The 17186-nt window shown below is 55.6% G+C and carries 15 protein-coding genes and 2 tRNA genes; 9 read left to right on the top strand and 8 right to left on the bottom strand.

Annotated features, from left to right (window positions below; genetic code table 11):
• Positions 1-182 precede the first annotated feature (182 nt).
• Positions 183-2054 (bottom strand): DNA primase, encoded by a 1872-nt coding sequence (gene dnaG / locus LDN84_RS13275; RefSeq protein ID WP_223903930.1) that lies wholly within the window; start codon positions 2052-2054, stop codon positions 183-185.
• Between the two features lie 105 nt (positions 2055-2159).
• Positions 2160-2918, bottom strand: coding sequence for a 3-hydroxyacyl-CoA dehydrogenase (locus LDN84_RS13270; protein WP_223903929.1), 759 nt, complete (start codon positions 2916-2918; stop codon positions 2160-2162).
• A 133-nt stretch (positions 2919-3051) separates the two neighbouring features.
• Between LDN84_RS13270 and LDN84_RS13265 the strand changes: the two genes are divergently transcribed.
• From LDN84_RS13265 to rimO, 3 genes are all read left to right on the top strand, one after another.
• Positions 3052-3128 (top strand) — tRNA-Val (locus LDN84_RS13265).
• Between the two features lie 198 nt (positions 3129-3326).
• On the top strand, positions 3327-3866 hold the full coding sequence (gene phaR, locus LDN84_RS13260; protein WP_223903928.1) for a polyhydroxyalkanoate synthesis repressor PhaR: 540 nt from the start codon (positions 3327-3329) through the stop codon (positions 3864-3866).
• Between the two features lie 21 nt (positions 3867-3887).
• Positions 3888-5291, top strand: coding sequence for a 30S ribosomal protein S12 methylthiotransferase RimO (rimO, locus tag LDN84_RS13255; RefSeq protein ID WP_223903927.1), 1404 nt, complete (start codon positions 3888-3890; stop codon positions 5289-5291).
• 124 nt (positions 5292-5415) lie between these two features.
• On the opposite strand, the gene LDN84_RS13250 is transcribed toward rimO, so the two are convergent.
• A tRNA-Leu gene (locus LDN84_RS13250) sits at positions 5416-5500 on the bottom strand.
• Positions 5501-5550: 50 nt separating this feature from the next.
• On the opposite strand from LDN84_RS13250, the gene rnr reads away from it, so the two are divergent.
• Positions 5551-7821, top strand: a complete 2271-nt coding sequence (gene rnr, locus LDN84_RS13245) for a ribonuclease R (protein ID WP_223903926.1) — start codon at positions 5551-5553, stop codon at positions 7819-7821.
• Positions 7822-7849: 28 nt separating this feature from the next.
• Positions 7850-8608 (top strand): SDR family oxidoreductase, encoded by a 759-nt coding sequence (locus tag LDN84_RS13240; RefSeq protein ID WP_223903925.1) that lies wholly within the window; start codon positions 7850-7852, stop codon positions 8606-8608.
• A gap of 1 nt (position 8609) precedes the next feature.
• Here LDN84_RS13240 and LDN84_RS13235 read toward each other — a convergent pair whose 3' ends face one another.
• The 5 genes from LDN84_RS13235 to LDN84_RS13215 form a co-directional block, all read right to left on the bottom strand.
• Positions 8610-9515: a pseudouridine synthase gene (locus LDN84_RS13235; RefSeq protein ID WP_223903924.1), complete on the bottom strand. Its 906-nt coding sequence runs from the start codon at positions 9513-9515 to the stop codon at positions 8610-8612.
• Complete coding sequence (gene trmB / locus LDN84_RS13230; protein ID WP_223903923.1) at positions 9502-10347, bottom strand: tRNA (guanosine(46)-N7)-methyltransferase TrmB; 846 nt, start codon at positions 10345-10347, stop codon at positions 9502-9504. Before trmB ends, LDN84_RS13235 begins: the two co-directional genes overlap by 14 nt.
• Positions 10344-11348 carry a tRNA glutamyl-Q(34) synthetase GluQRS gene (gluQRS, locus tag LDN84_RS13225; protein ID WP_223903922.1) on the bottom strand — a complete coding sequence of 335 codons (1005 nt, stop codon included), beginning with the start codon at positions 11346-11348 and terminating at the stop codon, positions 10344-10346. Before gluQRS ends, trmB begins: the two co-directional genes overlap by 4 nt.
• Positions 11349-11456: 108 nt before the next feature.
• Positions 11457-12512: an NAD(P)/FAD-dependent oxidoreductase gene (locus LDN84_RS13220; protein ID WP_223903921.1), complete on the bottom strand. Its 1056-nt coding sequence runs from the start codon at positions 12510-12512 to the stop codon at positions 11457-11459.
• Positions 12513-12539: 27 nt separating this feature from the next.
• The gene (locus tag LDN84_RS13215; RefSeq protein ID WP_223903920.1) at positions 12540-13478 is read right to left on the bottom strand and encodes a LysR family transcriptional regulator; all 939 of its coding nucleotides are present in this window, start codon (positions 13476-13478) and stop codon (positions 12540-12542) included.
• 115 nt (positions 13479-13593) lie between these two features.
• On the opposite strand from LDN84_RS13215, the gene LDN84_RS13210 reads away from it, so the two are divergent.
• The 4 genes from LDN84_RS13210 (at position 13594) to LDN84_RS13195 (ending at position 17181) form a co-directional block, all read left to right on the top strand.
• A complete protein-coding gene (locus LDN84_RS13210) occupies positions 13594-14295 on the top strand; it encodes a pirin family protein (protein WP_223903919.1) in 702 nt (233 codons plus the stop codon).
• Positions 14296-14353: 58 nt separating this feature from the next.
• The gene (locus tag LDN84_RS13205; protein WP_223903918.1) at positions 14354-14908 is read left to right on the top strand and encodes a flavodoxin family protein; all 555 of its coding nucleotides are present in this window, start codon (positions 14354-14356) and stop codon (positions 14906-14908) included.
• A gap of 98 nt (positions 14909-15006) precedes the next feature.
• Entirely contained in the window at positions 15007-16695 is a 1689-nt protein-coding gene (locus LDN84_RS13200) for an ATP-binding response regulator (protein ID WP_223903917.1), read from the top strand.
• Positions 16696-16776: 81 nt separating this feature from the next.
• A complete protein-coding gene (locus LDN84_RS13195; RefSeq protein WP_223903916.1) occupies positions 16777-17181 on the top strand; it encodes a group II truncated hemoglobin in 405 nt (134 codons plus the stop codon).
• The last annotated feature ends 5 nt before the right edge of the window (positions 17182-17186 follow it).

The raw sequence follows: 17186 nt of genomic DNA, 5'->3' as shown, positions 1-17186 counted from the left end.
GCGTTGGGCAGGACGAGGAATTCACCTGGTCTGACAAGATGGATGGGCGAACATTTGGAGTGCAGTCCTTGCGGATGGTTGGCCAGATGGGTGATGTGTCATCTGTTGGCCGGGCCCGGAGGTGCTGCTGTCGCTCTTGTCTGATCGAAAAACCGTGGATTATACCTTTTTGATGTCTGTGTCTAGCCTGGATTGGTGGCAGATGCCAGCACCTTGCGTCGATCGAACAGCTCGCGGTAGCGTTTCAGGGCGCTGGGATCGGTTTTGGATGCAACAATGGCCAAGTCTTCTTCGATTTTCAGTTGATCAATCAACATGCGGTTGAGCAGGTGGCGCAGTTCGGTGAGTGATTCGGCACTGTCTTCGTCCGTACCCAGTTCGTAGCCGGACATCAGTTGCAGGGCATAGGTTTCACTCGGGGTTTCCTGTAAGCCTTCGCGCAGGGCCACCCAAGGCTGTGGGCCGTGCTCATGGAACTGGCGCTCCAGCCAAGCAAACAAGGGGCCGTGCGGCGCGGGCAAGGCGCATAGCATGGCATGGTCCTCGGCTGACAGACTGGCCAGTGTGGCCATGTTGTCCAGCAAAATTCGGGCGGCGTGATCGGCTCTGCTGGCGGGTAGGCGGCCATGGCCTTGCATTTTTGCAGGTGATTTTTTTTCAGAATATTTCTTACTGAAGCCTCCGTATTCATTGCGTGAGTCACTCTCATTTTTATAGTTTTCAGAGCGTTTTCCAGCTATTTTCTTGGCGCTGGGATACCAGACGTTCATGAGTTCGCGGTTGGACAGCTGGATCAAGTCGGCTATCTCGGCCAGTAGTTGTTGCTTCAATGCACCTTCGGGCATCAGTTCCCACAGCGGTTTGGCGTTGCTGACCATGTGGGCGCGACCTTCGGCGCTATGGAGATCGCAACCATCGCGGGCCACATCAATCAAGAACCGGCTCAAAGGAACAGCTTCGCTCACATAGCGCGCAAATGCGTCTTTACCATGTGCACGGATAAAGCTGTCAGGGTCGTGCTCAGGTGGCAGGAATAAAAATTTGACAGAGCGCACGTCAGTAGCCAAGGGCAGTGCAGCATCGAGTGCCTTGCGGGCGGCGCGTCGCCCGGCGCTGTCACCGTCAAAGCTGAACACCACCACATCGGTGAAACGGAACAATTTCTGGACATGCTCAGCCGTACAAGCTGTTCCCAATGTGGCAACGGCGTTGGGAAAACCCAATTGCGCCAGAGCAACCACATCCATGTAGCCTTCCGTGACCAGTGCGTAGCCCTGCTCACGCAAGGCAGCACGCGCCTCAAACAGGCCGTAGAGTTCGCGTCCTTTGCTGAAAACTGGGGTTTCTGGAGAATTCAGGTACTTGGGCTTATCGTCTCCCAAGACACGACCGCCAAAACCAATGTATTCGCCCTTAATGTTTCGAATCGGAAACATCACGCGGTCACGGAACCGGTCGTAACGTTTGACCTCCTGCCCTTCTTCTTCATGCAGGATGACCAAGCCACTTTCCACCAGCAATGGATCTTCGTAGTTTGGAAACACACTGGCCAAGCTGCGCCAGCCTTCTGGTGCATAGCCCAAGCCAAATTGCTTGGCGACTTGGCCAGACACACCTCGCCCTTTGAAGTACGTTACGGCCCGTTCAGAGTATTTCAGGTGTTTTTGATAGGCTTGGCAGGCTTTTTCAAGCACCTCGTTCAAGGTGGATTGTTTTTCGCGTTGTTGTGCGGCCTTGGCACGGTCTTGTGGACTGGCATCATCTTCGGGAACATTCATGCCAAATTGCTGGGCCAGGTCTTGCACCGCTTCCACAAAGCTCATGCCAGCATGTTCCATTAAAAAACCAATAGCGTTACCTGTTTTGCCACAGCCAAAGCAGTGGTAAAACTGTTTGGTCGGGCTGACTGAAAACGAGGGTGATTTTTCACTGTGAAAAGGGCACAGTCCCATGAAATTGGCTCCGCCCTTTTTGAGAGGGACGTAACGACCCACAATCTCAACCACGTCAGCACGCGCAAGAAGTTCCTGAACAAAAGTCTGGGGAATGGACATGGCTGAATTGTAGAAACCCCATGCAGGGTTTCGAAAATCTGCGGCTAAACGCCTCCCAAGCTTTGTTGCGGGCAAGGCTTGGGAGGGTTAAGGTGTCGTGATCAATTAGCGTGGAGCCAAGCGAATGGCACCGTCCAAGCGGATCACTTCGCCATTGAGCATGTCGTTTTCGAAAATATGGACAGCCAGTTTGGCGTAGTCTTGTGGTGTGCCCAGTCTGGAGGGAAAAGGTACGCTGGCAGCCAGTGCATCTTGCACTTCTTGAGGAAAGCTGAACATCATGGGCGTACCAAAAATACCAGGGGCAATGGTCATATTGCGGATGCCATTGCGTGCCAAGTCACGGGCAATGGGTAATGTCATACCCACAATACCTCCTTTGGATGCGCTGTAGGCTGCTTGACCAATCTGACCGTCATAAGCCGCTACCGACGCGGTAGAGATCATGACACCACGCTCACCTGTGGATTCTGGTTCGTTTTTGCTCATGGCATCGGCACACAGGCGAATCATGTTGAAACTGCCAATCAGATTCACGGTGATGCATTTGTTGAACACAGACAGTGAGTGTGCACCTGATTTTCCTACCGTTTTTTCAGCGGGAGCAATGCCTGCGCAATTAACCAACCCCATCAGTTTCCCCAAACTGCATGCAAGGTTGACGGCGGCTTGAGCATCACTTTCGTTGCTGACATCGCATTTCACAAAGGTGCCGCCAATGCTGGCTGCAACAGCCTCCCCTTTTTCAATTTGCATATCAGCAACCACCACCTTGGCACCTTTGCTGCTGAGCATGCGTGCAGTGCCTTCGCCCAAACCTGACGCTGCACCTGTCACGATGAAAACTTTTCCTGAAATATCCATGAGTTTCTCCAAAAAAATTGACGTTAACGTTAACGTCAATTATCACGTATGAAAGAAAAAACAGATTTCTTACGACTCCTTTGGTTAAGGTCGTGAATATTACCGCTATACTCTCGGCTTCTCGAATACTCCTAGGCGCGTAGCTCAGCTGGTTAGAGCACCACCTTGACATGGTGGGGGTCGTTGGTTCGAGTCCAATCGCGCCTACCAAGGTTTTCTGAATATAGCCAGATTCAGTTCTCAAGAACCTCGGTATTTTCCTTCGTTTATTTCAGTCAGTTTTTCCGTTTTTGGAAATGGCTTTTAGGCCGTTTTCCGATGTATGGGTGCGTGCTGCGACTACTTACAATCTGTTGCAGCACAAAACGACAAAGCACAAGGGGCTCAATGGGAGTCCAAGGACTTCACATGAACACCGCCATGGCTCAGCAGAGCGAATCTCATCAACGCATCATCAAAAAATATCCTAATCGGCGTCTTTATGACACCGATACGTCGACCTACATCACCCTTTCGGAAGTCAAGCAATTGGTGATGAGTCGCGTGAGCTTTGAGGTTCGCGATGCCAAGACGGGTGAGGACATTACCCGCAGCATTCTTCTGCAAATTATTTTGGAAGAAGAAGCTGGAGGGCGCCCCATGTTCACAGCACCGGTGCTGGAGAGTTTGATCCGTTTTTATGGTCACGCTATGCAGGGATTTTTGGGTGGCTATCTGGAAAAAAATATTCAATCCCTGATTGAAGTGCAAACTCGTTTCGCTGAGCAGTCCAAGGGATTTACTCCGGAAATGTGGAGCCAGTACGCAGCCATGCAGCCTCCGGCATTACAGGCTTTGATGGGTGGTAGTTTGGAGCAGTCCAAGGCCATGCTGGCTCAAATGCAGGAGCAGGTGCAAAAACAAACTGATCAAATGCTGGGTGCATTTGGTATCAAAAGCGCTATTTGAGTGCCTTTTCATCATTTACGTATGAACCAACATATTTCAGAAAACGCCAAATCTACTTCAGCTCCCAAGGTCGGATTTGTCAGTTTGGGGTGCGCGAAAGCGCTTACGGATTCAGAGTTGATATTGACGCAGTTAAGTGCTGAAGGTTATCAAACCGTTAAAACCTTTGCAGGTGCTGACTTGGTGATTGTCAACACCTGTGGCTTCATTGATGATGCGGTCAAAGAAAGCCTTGACACCATTGGCGAGGCGTTGGCAGAAAACGGCAAGGTCATTGTGACGGGCTGTTTGGGAGCTAAAGCGGGTGAGGGTGGGAGTAACTTGATACGTCAAATGCATCCCAGTGTGTTGGCGGTCACTGGTCCACAAGCCACTCAAGAGGTGATGGATGCGGTACATGCCAACTTGCCCAAACCGCATGATCCATTTGTGGATCTGATTCCGAATGCCTTTGGCTCGGCTGGCATCAAACTGACCCCCCGGCACTACGCGTACATCAAAATCAGCGAAGGCTGCAACCATCGCTGCACGTTTTGCATCATTCCGTCGATGCGTGGTGATTTGGTTTCCCGTCCGATTGGAGATGTGCTCAAAGAAGCGCAAGCCTTGTTTGAAGGCGGTGTCAAAGAGTTGCTGGTGATCAGTCAAGATACTTCCGCTTACGGTGTTGATGTGAAATATCGCACGGGTTTCTGGAATGGGAAACCGATCAAAACCCGCTTGTTTGAATTGACGCAAGCCTTGGGTGAGATGGCGCAAACATATGGAGCTTGGGTGCGTTTGCACTATGTGTACCCCTATCCAAGTGTGGATGACATTTTGCCGCTGATGGCTTCAGGTCTTGTGTTGCCGTATCTGGATGTGCCGTTTCAGCACAGTCACCCTGAGGTGTTAAAACGCATGAAGCGTCCTGCCAGTGGTGAAAAAAATCTGGAGCGACTGTTACGTTGGCGTGAAATGTGTCCAGAGATTGTGGTTCGCAGCACGTTTATCACAGGTTTTCCAGGTGAAACCGAATCTGAGTTTGAGCATTTGCTGGATTTTGTACGTGAAGCACAAATTGATAGAGCAGGATGCTTTGCTTACAGCCCTGTCGAGGGTGCAGCGGCGAACGAATTGCCTGGCATGCTCCCTGAGGTTTTGCGTGAAGAGCGCCGTGCCCGTTTCATGGAGGTTGCTGAAACGGTGTCATCCAGTAAATTGCAAAAACGGGTTGGGACAACCATGCAGATTTTGGTTGATGCAGCCCCAGGTTTGGGTAAAAAAGGTGGGTTGGGACGATCTTATGCAGATGCGCCTGAAATTGATGGTGTAGTGCAATTACTTGCGCCTGAAAAAATCAGCAAGACCTTGCGGGTAGGTGAATTCACCAAGGCTAAGATTGTGGCTGCGCGTGGGCATGATCTGGTGGCACAACCATTCTGAGCTTGGCCATTGAACAGTCTCGCAACATGGAAAAAGGCAATAAAAAAGCCGCTGCAGTTGCAGCGGCTTTTTATTCAAAAACATCCGGTTTCTGACATAAAAATGAACCGGAATTCATTTATATTGGTGCCCAGGAAGGGACTCGAACCCCCACGAAGTTACTCGCTAGTACCTGAAACTAGTGCGTCTACCAATTCCGCCACCTGGGCATCTCAGGAAAGAAAGGTATTGTATCAAAAATATTAAGCAAACCAGCGTTTTGCTGGAAGAAGTTGAAGGAATTGTTCAAGGACATCGTGATGGTCATGGTTTTGTGATCCGGGACGATGGTGAAGCGGACATTTATTTGCCACCCAATGAAATGCGTGCGGTGCTGCACAAAGACCGTGTCAAGGCGCGTGTGGTTCGCTGTGACCGCAAGGGTCGGCCCGAAGGCCGTGTCGTTGAAATTGTTGAGCGCAGCAACCATGTGATCATTGGTCGCTTGTTGTGTGAAAGTGGTATCTGGATCGTGGCCCCAGAGGACAAGCGTTATGGCCAGGATGTGATGATTCCAAAGGCCGCCACGGGAGCGGCCAAAGCCGGGCAAGTGGTGGTGGTTGAACTGACTGAGCCTCCTGCGCTGTTTGGTCAGCCGGTCGGTCGTGTCAAGGAGGTACTGGGTGAAATAGATGACCCCGGCATGGAAATTGAAATTGCTGTGCGCAAGTACGATGTGCCTCATGTATTTTCTGAGGCCTGTATTGCGCAGGCACGCGGGCTGCCGGATGCAGTCCGCTTGACAGACAAGAAACATCGTGTCGATTTGACGGACGTTCCGCTGGTCACCATTGATGGTGAAGACGCACGCGACTTTGACGATGCCGTTTATTGCGAGCCCGCCAAAATTGGTCGAGGTAAGTCAGCGGTTTCAGGCTGGCGTTTGCTGGTGGCGATTGCCGATGTCAGCCACTATGTGGAAAACGGTTCGCCCATTGATGTCGATGCCTATGATCGTGCCACCAGCGTTTATTTTCCGCGCCGGGTGATTCCGATGCTGCCGGAAAAATTGTCCAACGGCTTGTGTTCACTCAACCCTGAAGTCGAGCGTTTGTGTATGGTCTGCGACATGATGGTGAGCCCGGACGGGGAAGTGACGGCTTACCAGTTCTATCCGGCCGTGATGTGGAGCCATGCCCGCTTTACCTATACCGAGGTGGCTGCCATTTTGGCCAACACTCGGGGGCCTGAAGCGATCAAACGCAAAGAGCGTGTCACTGATTTAATCAATCTGCATGATGTTTACCGGGCATTGCTGAAATCGCGTGAGCGCCGAGGTGCGGTGGACTTTGAAACCGTTGAAACACAGATAGTTTGTGACGAGGCAGGCCGCATTGAAAAAATTGTGCCGCGCACCCGCAACGATGCTCACAAGTTGATTGAAGAAGCCATGCTGGCGGCCAATGTGTGCAGTGCTGACTTCATTGCGCAAAGCAAACATGCGGGTTTATTTCGCGTGCACGAAGGGCCAACACCTGAAAAGGTCGAACTGCTCAGAAACTTCCTGAAAATGACCGGCGTGCCCCTGAGCATTGGGGACGACCCGCAACCGGCAGATTTCCAAGCCATTGCCAAAGCCACCCAGGGGCGGCCTGACACCCAGCAGATTCAAACCATGTTGCTGCGCTCGATGCAGCAAGCCATCTACACCCCGATGAACAGCGGCCACTTTGGCTTGGCGTTTGAGGCTTACACGCATTTCACCAGCCCGATTCGGCGTTACCCGGATTTGCTGGTGCACCGGGTCATCAAGGCGATTTTGGCCAAATCCAAATACCAGTTGCCGACCTTGCCGATACCGGGTGAGGCGCATGCCAAACTGTCCAAAAGACTCGAAAAAAACCTGGCATCACGCGTCGCCCAGCCGGGGCAAAAACCGCGCAAGCTCAGTGTCGACATGCAAGCTTGGCAAGCCGCTGGCCTGCATTGCAGCGCCAACGAGCGGCGTGCCGATGAAGCCAGCCGTGATGTCGAAGCCTGGCTGAAATGCAAGTACATGCGGGAACACCTGGGCGAAGAATACAGTGGCGTGGTCAGTGCCGTGACCAGTTTTGGTATTTTTGTGACCCTGGATGCCATGTATGTGGAGGGCCTGGTTCACATCACTGAACTGGGAGGTGATTACTACCGCTTTGACGAGGCCCGCCAGGAATTGCGTGGCGAGCGCACCGGCATACGTTTTGCGCTAGGTTCCCGGGTGCGGGTGCAGGTGAGCCGGGTCGATCTGGATGGACGGCGTATTGATTTCCGCCTGTTGTCTGACAATGAGGGCTTGAGCACACGCAGCTCAAAAGAGCGCGACACCTCCGGTTCGTCTGAAGACAAAGGGCAAAGAACGCCAGGTGAGGCGATCAGGGCAACTCAACCAGGCCGCCGTGAGCGGCAAACTGGCGAGCCCAAGCCGCGCGTGAAGTCCTCCAAACGTGCAGTCAGCCCCAAAGCGTCTGAACCGGAAAAATCCAAAACCCGAAAACCACGTCGACGCAGTTGAGCACATCCCTACTTATCAAATTGAACTCATGACACATTCAAAAAAAGTTGCTTTGGTCACTGGCGCGGGCTCAGGCATTGGCAAGGCGGTCGCACTGGCGTTGTTGGCTGACGGTTGGTGCGTGGTTTTGGCTGGCCGCAGGTTGCAAGCCTTGCAGGAGGTTGCGGCTTTGTCCGCTGCCCCGGATCGTGCCTTGGTTGTTTCGGCCGATGTGTCCCAGGAGGCGGCGGTGGTGTCGCTTTTTGACCAGGCACTGGAGAAATTTGGTCGCATCGATTTGCTCTTCAACAATGCAGGCATCAGCGCCCCACCCGGCGTGTTGATTGAAGACCTGACACTGCAAGCCTGGCAAGGCGTGGTTGATGTCAACCTGACCGGCATGTTTTTGTGCTTGCGCCAAGCTTTTCGGGTGATGAAAGCGCAAACCCCGATGGGTGGGCGCATCATCAACAACGGCTCGATTTCAGCCACCACACCTCGCCCCAACTCGATTGCCTACACCGCCACCAAACACGCGGTGACCGGGCTGACCAAAACCGCCTCGCTGGATGGCCGTAAATACAACATTGCTGTCGGGCAGATTGACATTGGCAATGCCGCCACCGACATGACGCAACGCATGCAGGCCGGCATTTTGCAAGCCAACGGCAGCATCGCTGTGGAACCGGTGATGGATGTCAATATCGTCGGCCAATCCATCGTCTACATGGCCAATTTACCCTTGTCGGCCAATGTCATGTTTCACACCGTCATGGCCACGCAGATGCCGTTTGCGGGGCGGGGCTAGGTCAGAATAACAGCTTTCTTGAGCTTGAAAACTGTCGCTCGATGCCACTTACGGGGTCGGTAAATACCAGCTCTTTGGCCAGCAACTGCAAGGGTTTGGCGTAGTCCAGTTGCCCCTCGGGCGTGAGTGTGGGATACAGCCCGTCGTGCAGCAGCGGCAAGCCCAGGCCGAGCATGTGTACGCGCAATTGATGCCGCTGGCCGGTCACCGGCTTGAGCTGGTAGCGCGCCAGGTCACCGCGTACTTCAAGCACATCGATGTGGGTGATGGCGTTCACCGGCCCTGCCACCTCTTGCTGCAGCATGAAATGTCCGGCTGGCCGGATGCGGCTTTGGCGGGTTAATGGCAAGCTCAGGTCAGCCCGCCAGGGCGCAATGGCCTCATAGGTTTTGCGCACCGCATGCTGGCTGAACAGGGCGCAGTAGGCGGCACGGCTGGCCGGTTGTTTGGAGAACATCACCAGCCCAGCGGTGTCACGGTCAATGCGGTGGATCGGCACCAGATCATCCAGCCCTAGCCGGTTTTTCAGGCGCACCAGCACCGTCTCAGTCAGGTAGCCGCCTGAGGGCACCACTGGCAAAAAATGCGGCTTGTCGACCACGATCAGGTGCGCATCTTCAAACAGCAGCACCTCATCAAATGGGATGCGTGGCTCGTTGGGCACCTCGCGGTAGTAAAACAGCTTTTGATGCGCAGGGTAGGGCGCTTGGCTGGCTATCTCAGAGGTGACGGGTTCGCCGGTTTCGCTGAGCACGTCGCCGCGTGCCATGCGTTCTAGCCAGGTGCTGCGGCTGATGTTGGGAAAGCGCGCTGCCAAAAAATCCAGCAAATTGGGCCATGGACCCGGCGGGAAGGCCACACAACTTGGCCCGATGCCGTTGCGGGTGGGGGGCTTAAACCCGTTCAAACACCACGTCCCACACACCGTGGCCGAGTTTGAGACCCCGGTTTTCAAACTTGGTCAGGGGTCGGTAATGCGGTTTGGGGGCATAACCCAGCAGCTCGGGGTGGGCGGTCAGTGCGGAGTTTTTCAACAACGGCTCCGCGCTCAAGACTTCCAGAATCTGCTCAGCATAGGGCTGCCAGTCGGTGGCGCAGTGGATGTAGCCCCCGAGCTTCAGGCGGGCTGCCAGCTTGGCGATCAGTGGGGCTTGGATCAGGCGGCGTTTGTTGTGTTTCTTTTTGTGCCAGGGGTCGGGGAAAAAGATGTGTACACCGTCCAGGCTTTGCAGCGGCAGCATGTGGTCAATCACCTCGACCGCGTCATGGGCGCAGATGCGGATGTTGTGCAGGTTTTGTTCGCCAATGCGTTTGAGCAAGGCACCCACACCGGGTTCATGCACCTCGCAGCACAGAAAATTGGTTTCGGGCAGCAAGGCCGCAATGTGTGCGGTGGCCTCGCCCATGCCAAAACCAATTTCCAGAACCACCGGGACATTTTCTAAGCCATTTAGGCCTCTAGCCCTTGTTGCATCTGCGTAAGCAGCTGCAAAGTCGATAGTGCTTGCCTGGTACGGCAGCAGGTATTGGGGCCCGAGTTCTTCAAAGGCTTTGGTTTGCCCGGTGGTCACGCGCCCGGCGCGGCGCACGAAACTTTTGATGGTCTTGGGGTAGGCCACACCCTCCAGCGAGTGTGGGCGGATGCGCGGTGTGCGGGCCTGTTCAGGCGCTTTGGGGGGGGTATGGGCGGTGTCGTTCACGGGGGCAGATTGTAGAGATGCTGACAGTGCACAAGTCATGGAAACCGCTGGCCCCATTGTGCTGTCCAGTCCTGCAGTGCCTGAGGGATTGAACTGGCGCTGGATGCGTCCAGCCCCAGCCTTTGAGCCGCTTGGCCCAGGGCTTGGCGTGCCGCCTGAGGGGTGGCTGTGTCCATGGCTTGTGCACCGTTTTGTTTGCTGAGTTTTTCACCGTTGGCTCCCAGCACCAGCGGGGTGTGCAGGTAGCGCGGGGTGGGCAGGTGCAGGGCGTGTTGCAGCAGGATTTGACGGGCCGTGTTGTCGCTGAGGTCTTCACCGCGGACCACGTCGGTGATGCCTTCGGCCGCGTCATCGACCACCACCGCCAACTGGTAGGCAAAGCAGCCGTCGGCGCGTTTCAAAATGAAGTCGCCGACTTCGGCGGCAACATCCTGCGACTGGGACCCCAAGCGGCGGTCTTGCCAGTGTAGTTGCTTTGGGGCTGGTGCTGTTTGAATGGGTTGTGCAGGCCGTTCTTTGGGTGTTTTATTTGCTATTGAAATAATAGCTTCTTGCGCTTTATTATCAAGCACTACAGGCCAATTTTTCATATAAAAATCAGTTTTAAAGCGCCATGCACGCGGCGCTTTGCCATGCAGGCCATCACGGCAGGTGCCCGGATAAATCAATTCGCCGTGGCGCGGTTTGCGCTGGCCTGAGCGTTCCAATGCCAGCTCAATGTCACGACGCGAGCAGCCGCAGGGGTAGGCTTGCTGGCTTTGGATCAGCTGGTTCAAAGCCTGTTGGTAAAGCCCGCTACGTTGTGATTGCACCAGCACGGGCAAGTCGCTGTGTAAGCCGCAGGCGGCCAGCTGTTGCCGGATGACTTGATCCATGCCTGGCAGGCAGCGTGTGGTGTCCACGTCTTCGATACGCACCAGCCATTGGCCAGCGTGTGCCCTGGCATCCAGCCAGCTGGCCAGCGCCGCCACCAGCGAGCCGGCATGTAATGGCCCGGTGGGTGAGGGGGCAAAGCGGCCCCTGTAAGGCGGTGATGTCATACACACTGTCTGCAGGAGCCTGGCCTCTGGGCAACTGAATGTTCGACCCGTGCCAAGGTGGCTTGGGCCCAGGGGGCTGGGCTCTTGCAGGAAAAACTGTCTGGCGGCTCAGAGTGCTGCCAGGGCCAGTTCCAGCCCTGACACGAAGGCATCTTCCACGCGGTGACCAATACACCAGTCACCCATCATGCCCAGGCCTTTTTTGGCATCCCACAAATAGTTTTTGCCCAGGGGTTTCAGCGTTTTGGCATACAACCAGCGCTGGCTGTCCACATGGGCTGGTTCGGCGTGAATGCCTGTGACTTCGGTGAAGGCCTTGATCAGTTTGGCCTGGGCGCGCTGTGGGTCGTCGTGCAGATGCTCTTGTGACCAGGCGGCACTGGCCTGAATGGTCCAACGCTCAATCTGGTCACGCCCTGGCTTGCTGGATTCGCGGGCCAGCCAGGCCATGCGGTGGTGGGTGCTGCGGGCAGCGTTCCATTGCGGGCCAAAGGTGGACATACCGGGTTGCATGGCTTGCGGGAAAGCCAGCATCACCGTCCAGCACGGGGCTACCTTGACCTGTTCAATCTGCTTGACCCAAGCCGTCTGCAGCTTTGAATTTTGGAGCAGGCTGTGCGCTTGTGCACTGGGTATAGCAGTTAAAACACCGTCAAAACCGGAGAATACATGCTGTGTGCCGTCCAGGCTTTCGGTGCGTAATTGCCATTGTTTGGGTTTCAGGGCATCGGGTTCAATGTGCATCACGCGGGTTTGCATTTGGATCTGCCCTGCGGCCTTGAGTGGCTCGGCCCAGCCGGCCACCAGTGATTTCATGCCAGGTACGCCTACCCAATGTGCGTCGCGGGTGGACAGGCCGGGCGCGCTGACGTGGCCCAGTTCGTCCAGCACTTGCACATTGTTGGCGCTCCAGCGTTTGCACAGGCTTGGCGTGGTCTCCAGCACCTGGATAAAGCGGGCATCGCGGGCGGTGAAGTATTGGGTGCCATGGTCAAACGAACCAAAAGCGCTGTCGCGGGTAGCCATGCGCCCACCGAGGCCGCGGCTTTTCTCAAAAACGGTGACGCGGTGACCTGCCTGCACCAGTGTGCGTGCACAGGTGATGCCGGCCATGCCAGCGCCAACGATGGCAAAGTGTTTGGATTTTGTTGCGGTTGTACTCATATTTTTCTCCATTGAATATGACCGACTTTACACGCCCCGGTGACGCTCCAGCAAAGCGGTGCGTGTGGTGGGGCTCTCCAGCTGGGTCAACCACCACTGCAAAGCCTTGCCTTGGTTGCTGTTGGGGCTGGTTCGCCAGGCGTAGTTGACCCGTACCGAACGTGCCGGGCGTTGGGTGGTTTTCACCACCAACCGGCCACTGTCAATGTAGGGCCCGGCCATACATTCAGGCACCGAACCGCAGCCCAGGCCGCGCAGTTGGGCATCCAGTTTGTCTTGCATGGTGGCCACGGTGAACACGTCTTGCCCGCCCAAAAGGCCAATCGTGACACCTGTGCCGCGGCTGATGGTGTCGGCCACGGCGACTGCACGGTGTGCGCGCACGGCCTCATCCGTCAAGGGGTCGCTGACCAGGGCCAGCGGGTGGTGGGGCGCGACAGCATAGACAAAACGCACATCACCCAAGGGCCTGGCCTGGATGGCGCTGGTGGGAATCAAGTCCGCCACCCCCAAGGCTAGATCAGCCTGGCCGCTGGTCAGGGCTTCCAGGGTGCCGGACAGGGTTTCGTCGCGCAGGCGAATGCGGGTAGGCGGGTTTTGCGCCAGAAAACTATCACACAGCTCCATCACCGTGGCTTTGGCAATGATGCTGTCTACCGCAATGGTGAACTGCGGCTCCCAGCCGGTGGCCACACGCTTGACGCGGTTGGCCACCGCATCCATATCCAGAAGCAGGCGCTCAGCCTCGCGCAGCAGCTCCAGCCCGGCTTCGGTCGGTTTGGCCTGGCGTGAGCTGCGGTCAAACAGCAGCACATCCAGCGCGTCTTCCATTTGGCGCACCCGGTAGGTCAGGGCGCTGGGCACCATCCCCAGGCTGCGGGCAGCGGCGGCAAAACTACCTGTGCGGTGGATGGTCTGCAGCATGGTCATGGCATCGGGGGTTAAAAAATGGCTTGTAGTTTGCATTGTTTGGCTTTGAAAATTCAAATAAATTGAATGATGCCATCAAATCACCTGCGCCGCAGCACCCTGTGTTGGGCTCAAAATTCAACCATCCGCCAAACATTCCAAGGAGCAAAACATGGTGACTCTCAGACCCTCCCAAGAACGTGGCTATGCCGATCACGGCTGGCTCAAGTCCTTTCATAGTTTTTCATTTGCTGGTTATTACGACCCGGCACACATGGGCTGGGGTAATTTGCGTGTCATCAACGAGGACTGGATTGCGTCTGGCAGGGGCTTTGGCACACACGGTCACCGCGACATGGAAATTGTCACCTATGTGCTGTCGGGGGAGCTGGCGCATAAGGACAGCATGGGCAACATCAAGGCCATTCCGCCGGGGGATGTACAGCGTATGAGTGCCGGCACCGGTGTGCAACACAGTGAGTTCAACCACGCGCCTGGTCAAACCACGCATTTGCTGCAAATCTGGATTGAACCCAGTGAGCTGGGCGTGCCCCCCAGCTACGAGCAAACCAGCTTTTTACCCGAGGCCAAACAGGGGCGTTTGTGCCTGGTGGCCTCACCCGATGCGGCGCAGGGTTCGGTGAAAATCCATGCCGATGCGTGCCTGTACGCAGGGCTTTTTGAGACTGGACAAACTGCGCACCTGCCTTTGAACCCAGGTCGCAAAGCCTACGTGCATCTGGTGCGCGGGGCTCTGCAGGTGAATGGTGTGGCGCTTGCCACGGGGGACGCGGCCTTGCTGGCTGAGGAGTCTGAAGTGGTGCTGTCAGGTGCAGATGCGGCAGAGGTGCTGGTGTTTGATCTACATGCCTGAAAAAACTGGTTGGTTTGTTTGTGTTGGTTTCATTTTTATTTTCATAAGGAGTTTCGTCATGGCCAAAGTTGCTGTTGTTTTTCATTCTGGTTACGGTCACACCCTGCGCATGGCGCAGTCGGTGGCAGAAGGTGCGGATGCCGATCTGGTCACCATTGACGGCGAAGGCAATGTGTCCGAAGACGGCTGGGCCACCCTGAACGAGGCTGATGCCATCATCATGGGCAGCCCGACCTATATGGGCAGCGTGAGCTGGCAGTTCAAGAAGTTTGCCGATGCCACCAGCAAGCCCTGGTTCAGCCAGGCCTGGAAAGACAAGGTGTTTGCCGGCTTTACCAACAGCGCCACCATGAATGGTGACAAGTTGTCCACCTTGCACTATCTGTTCACCCTGGCCATGCAACAAGGTGGCATTTGGGTGGGAACCGGCATGATGCCCAGCAACAGCAAGGCTGCACAGCGTAATGATGTGAACTACGTGGGTTCTTTCAGCGGAGCCATGGCGCAATCACCATCGGACTCTTCCCCTGCTGAAATGCTGCCGGGTGACCTGGAAACGGCGCGTTTGTTTGGCCAACGTGTGGCTCAAACCGCGGCCAAGTTCAAGGCTTGATGGCATGTGCCCTCGGTAATTCAGCGTCAACCGGGGTGATTTGGTAGCATCCACCATGACCCGGATGTTCCGGGTTCATGGAACCTCAAAGGGGATGGATGGACGCTGAGTTTGCTTTGGAAGAGCGGGCACGCCATGTGCGTGTGGCCAGTACCATCGGCTTGGTCGTGGGCGGGCTGTTTGCAGTGTTTAATCTGTTGAAACCCGGGCAACTGGTTTTGGGGTTGATCGAGCTGGCGGCGGTGCTGTTTTTGGTGATGCCGTCGGTGGTCTTGAGCCGCCAATCGGGCCGGGTGGAACGGGCTGAAACCCTGTTGCTGCTGGCATCCGGTGTGATTTTTGGAGCCTTGATCGTGACGGGTGGTACGCAGGGTACCGGGCTTTTTTGGATTTACACCGTTCCTTTTCTGGCTTTCTTTTTGAAGGGGCAACGCCTGGGCTGGGTGTACAGCCTGGGATTTCTGGTGGTGGTGACGTTGTACCTGCTGGGTCTTCAGCCCCATTGGACCTTGGTGTACCCACATTCGACCGAGGTAGCGATTCACTTTTTGCTTTCCTTGAGTTTCTACACGTTGGTGGCTGCGGCTTTTAACCAGATACGCAGCCGCTATGAATCACAACTTCAGCTGGGTAAGGCCCAGGCTGAAGCGGCCTATCAGGCCAAATCGCGCTTCCTGGCCGCTGCCAGCCACGATTTGCGCCAACCCGCGCATGCTTTGGGCTTGTTTGTGGCGAGTCTGAAGCAGTTGCCGCATGATGCCCACAGCGCCGAGCTTGTCAGGGGCATCGACACTTCGGTTCGGGCACTGCAGGATATGCTGAATGCATTTTTTGATTACTCCCGCCTGGATGCACCCTCATTACAAATCCAGACCAAGGCCTTCCCTGTCAGCCAGTTGTTTGAGCAATTGCGCACCAGTTTTTCGGTGATGGCTGCAGGCAAAGGTGTGCGCTTGCGTATTCGCCCATCCAAACGCTGGCTGCAAACCGACCCGGTGCTGTTGCAGCGGGTGTTGCTCAACCTGGTCAGCAATGCGTTGCAACACACCTCGCACGGAAGTGTGTTGGTAGCTTGTCGTTCGGCCCGTGGCGGTGCAGCTGCACGTATTGAGGTGTGGGACAGCGGCATTGGTATTGCACCCGAGCATCACAGCAAAATTTTTGAAGAGTTTTACCAAGTGGGCAATCAGGAGCGTGACCGCACCAAAGGCCTGGGGCTGGGTTTAAGTATTGTGAAACGCACTTGTGGCTTGCTGGGTTTGGGCTTGCAGATGCGCTCAAGCCTTGGTGATGGGTCACGTTTCAGCATCGAAGTGCCCAAGGCAGAGGTACCCAAGCTGCGCCCGCTGGTGATCGTGGATGAAGGCTCTGGCGCAGCTGACTTGAGCCAACGCCAGGTGTTGCTGATTGAAGACGACGAACTCGGCAGTCTGGCCTTGACTGGTGTGTTGCAATCCTGGGGCTGTCGGGTGACCCGTGTCGACACCGCTTTGGCGGCTTGTGAACAAGTGCACCGCGGCCTGGTGCCTGATGTGCTGGTGAGTGACTTGCGTTTGCGTGGTGACTACAACGGCCTGGATGCTGTGCAAATGGTGCGGAAGGTCTTGGGGCAAAACGTGCCAGCTTGCATGATCAGTGGAGACACGGCCAACGAAGTGCGGGCGCAGGTGCAGGCCGCCGGGTTGTTGCTGTTACAAAAGCCAGTGCGTCCAGCCAAGTTGCGCAGCGTGTTGCGCCATGTTTTGCGCGACAAGTCCGTGGGTGCGCTGGGCCTGGGTGAGGATTGATGCTAACGCTGGATCGATTAAATGCTATGTTATTTATAGCTATTTGCACATATTTTTAAAGGTCTACAGGGTGATTTTGTTATGAATATTGAAGAAAAATCCGCGTTTGCCACCCCCTTTGAGTGGATCGGTGGTGAGGCCAAGGTACAGGAACTGGTGACGCGGTTTTATGACTTGATGGATCTGGAACCCGCCTATGCTGGGCTACGTGCCGTTCATGGTGCGACCTTGGACGATGCGCGGCAAAAGCTGTTCTGGTTTTTGTGCGGCTGGCTGGGTGGCCCCCAGCATTACACCGAGCGTTTTGGCCACCCGCGCCTGAAACAGCGGCACATGCCGTTCAAGGTCAACCTGCTCGGACGCGACCAGTGGCTGGCCTGCATGGCACAAGCCATGGCCGAGGTGGGCGTGCCCGAGGGCTTGCAAGCCAAACTCAAAGCCTCGTTTTTGCAAACCGCCGACTGGATGCGCAACCAGCCGGAATAAACGGT

This window comes from Rhodoferax lithotrophicus (genome assembly GCF_019973615.1).
GTDB lineage: Bacteria > Pseudomonadota > Gammaproteobacteria > Burkholderiales > Burkholderiaceae_C > Rhodoferax > Rhodoferax lithotrophicus.
Note: the sequence above shows the minus strand (reverse complement) of the source record. Positions and strands in the feature narration are given on the sequence as shown.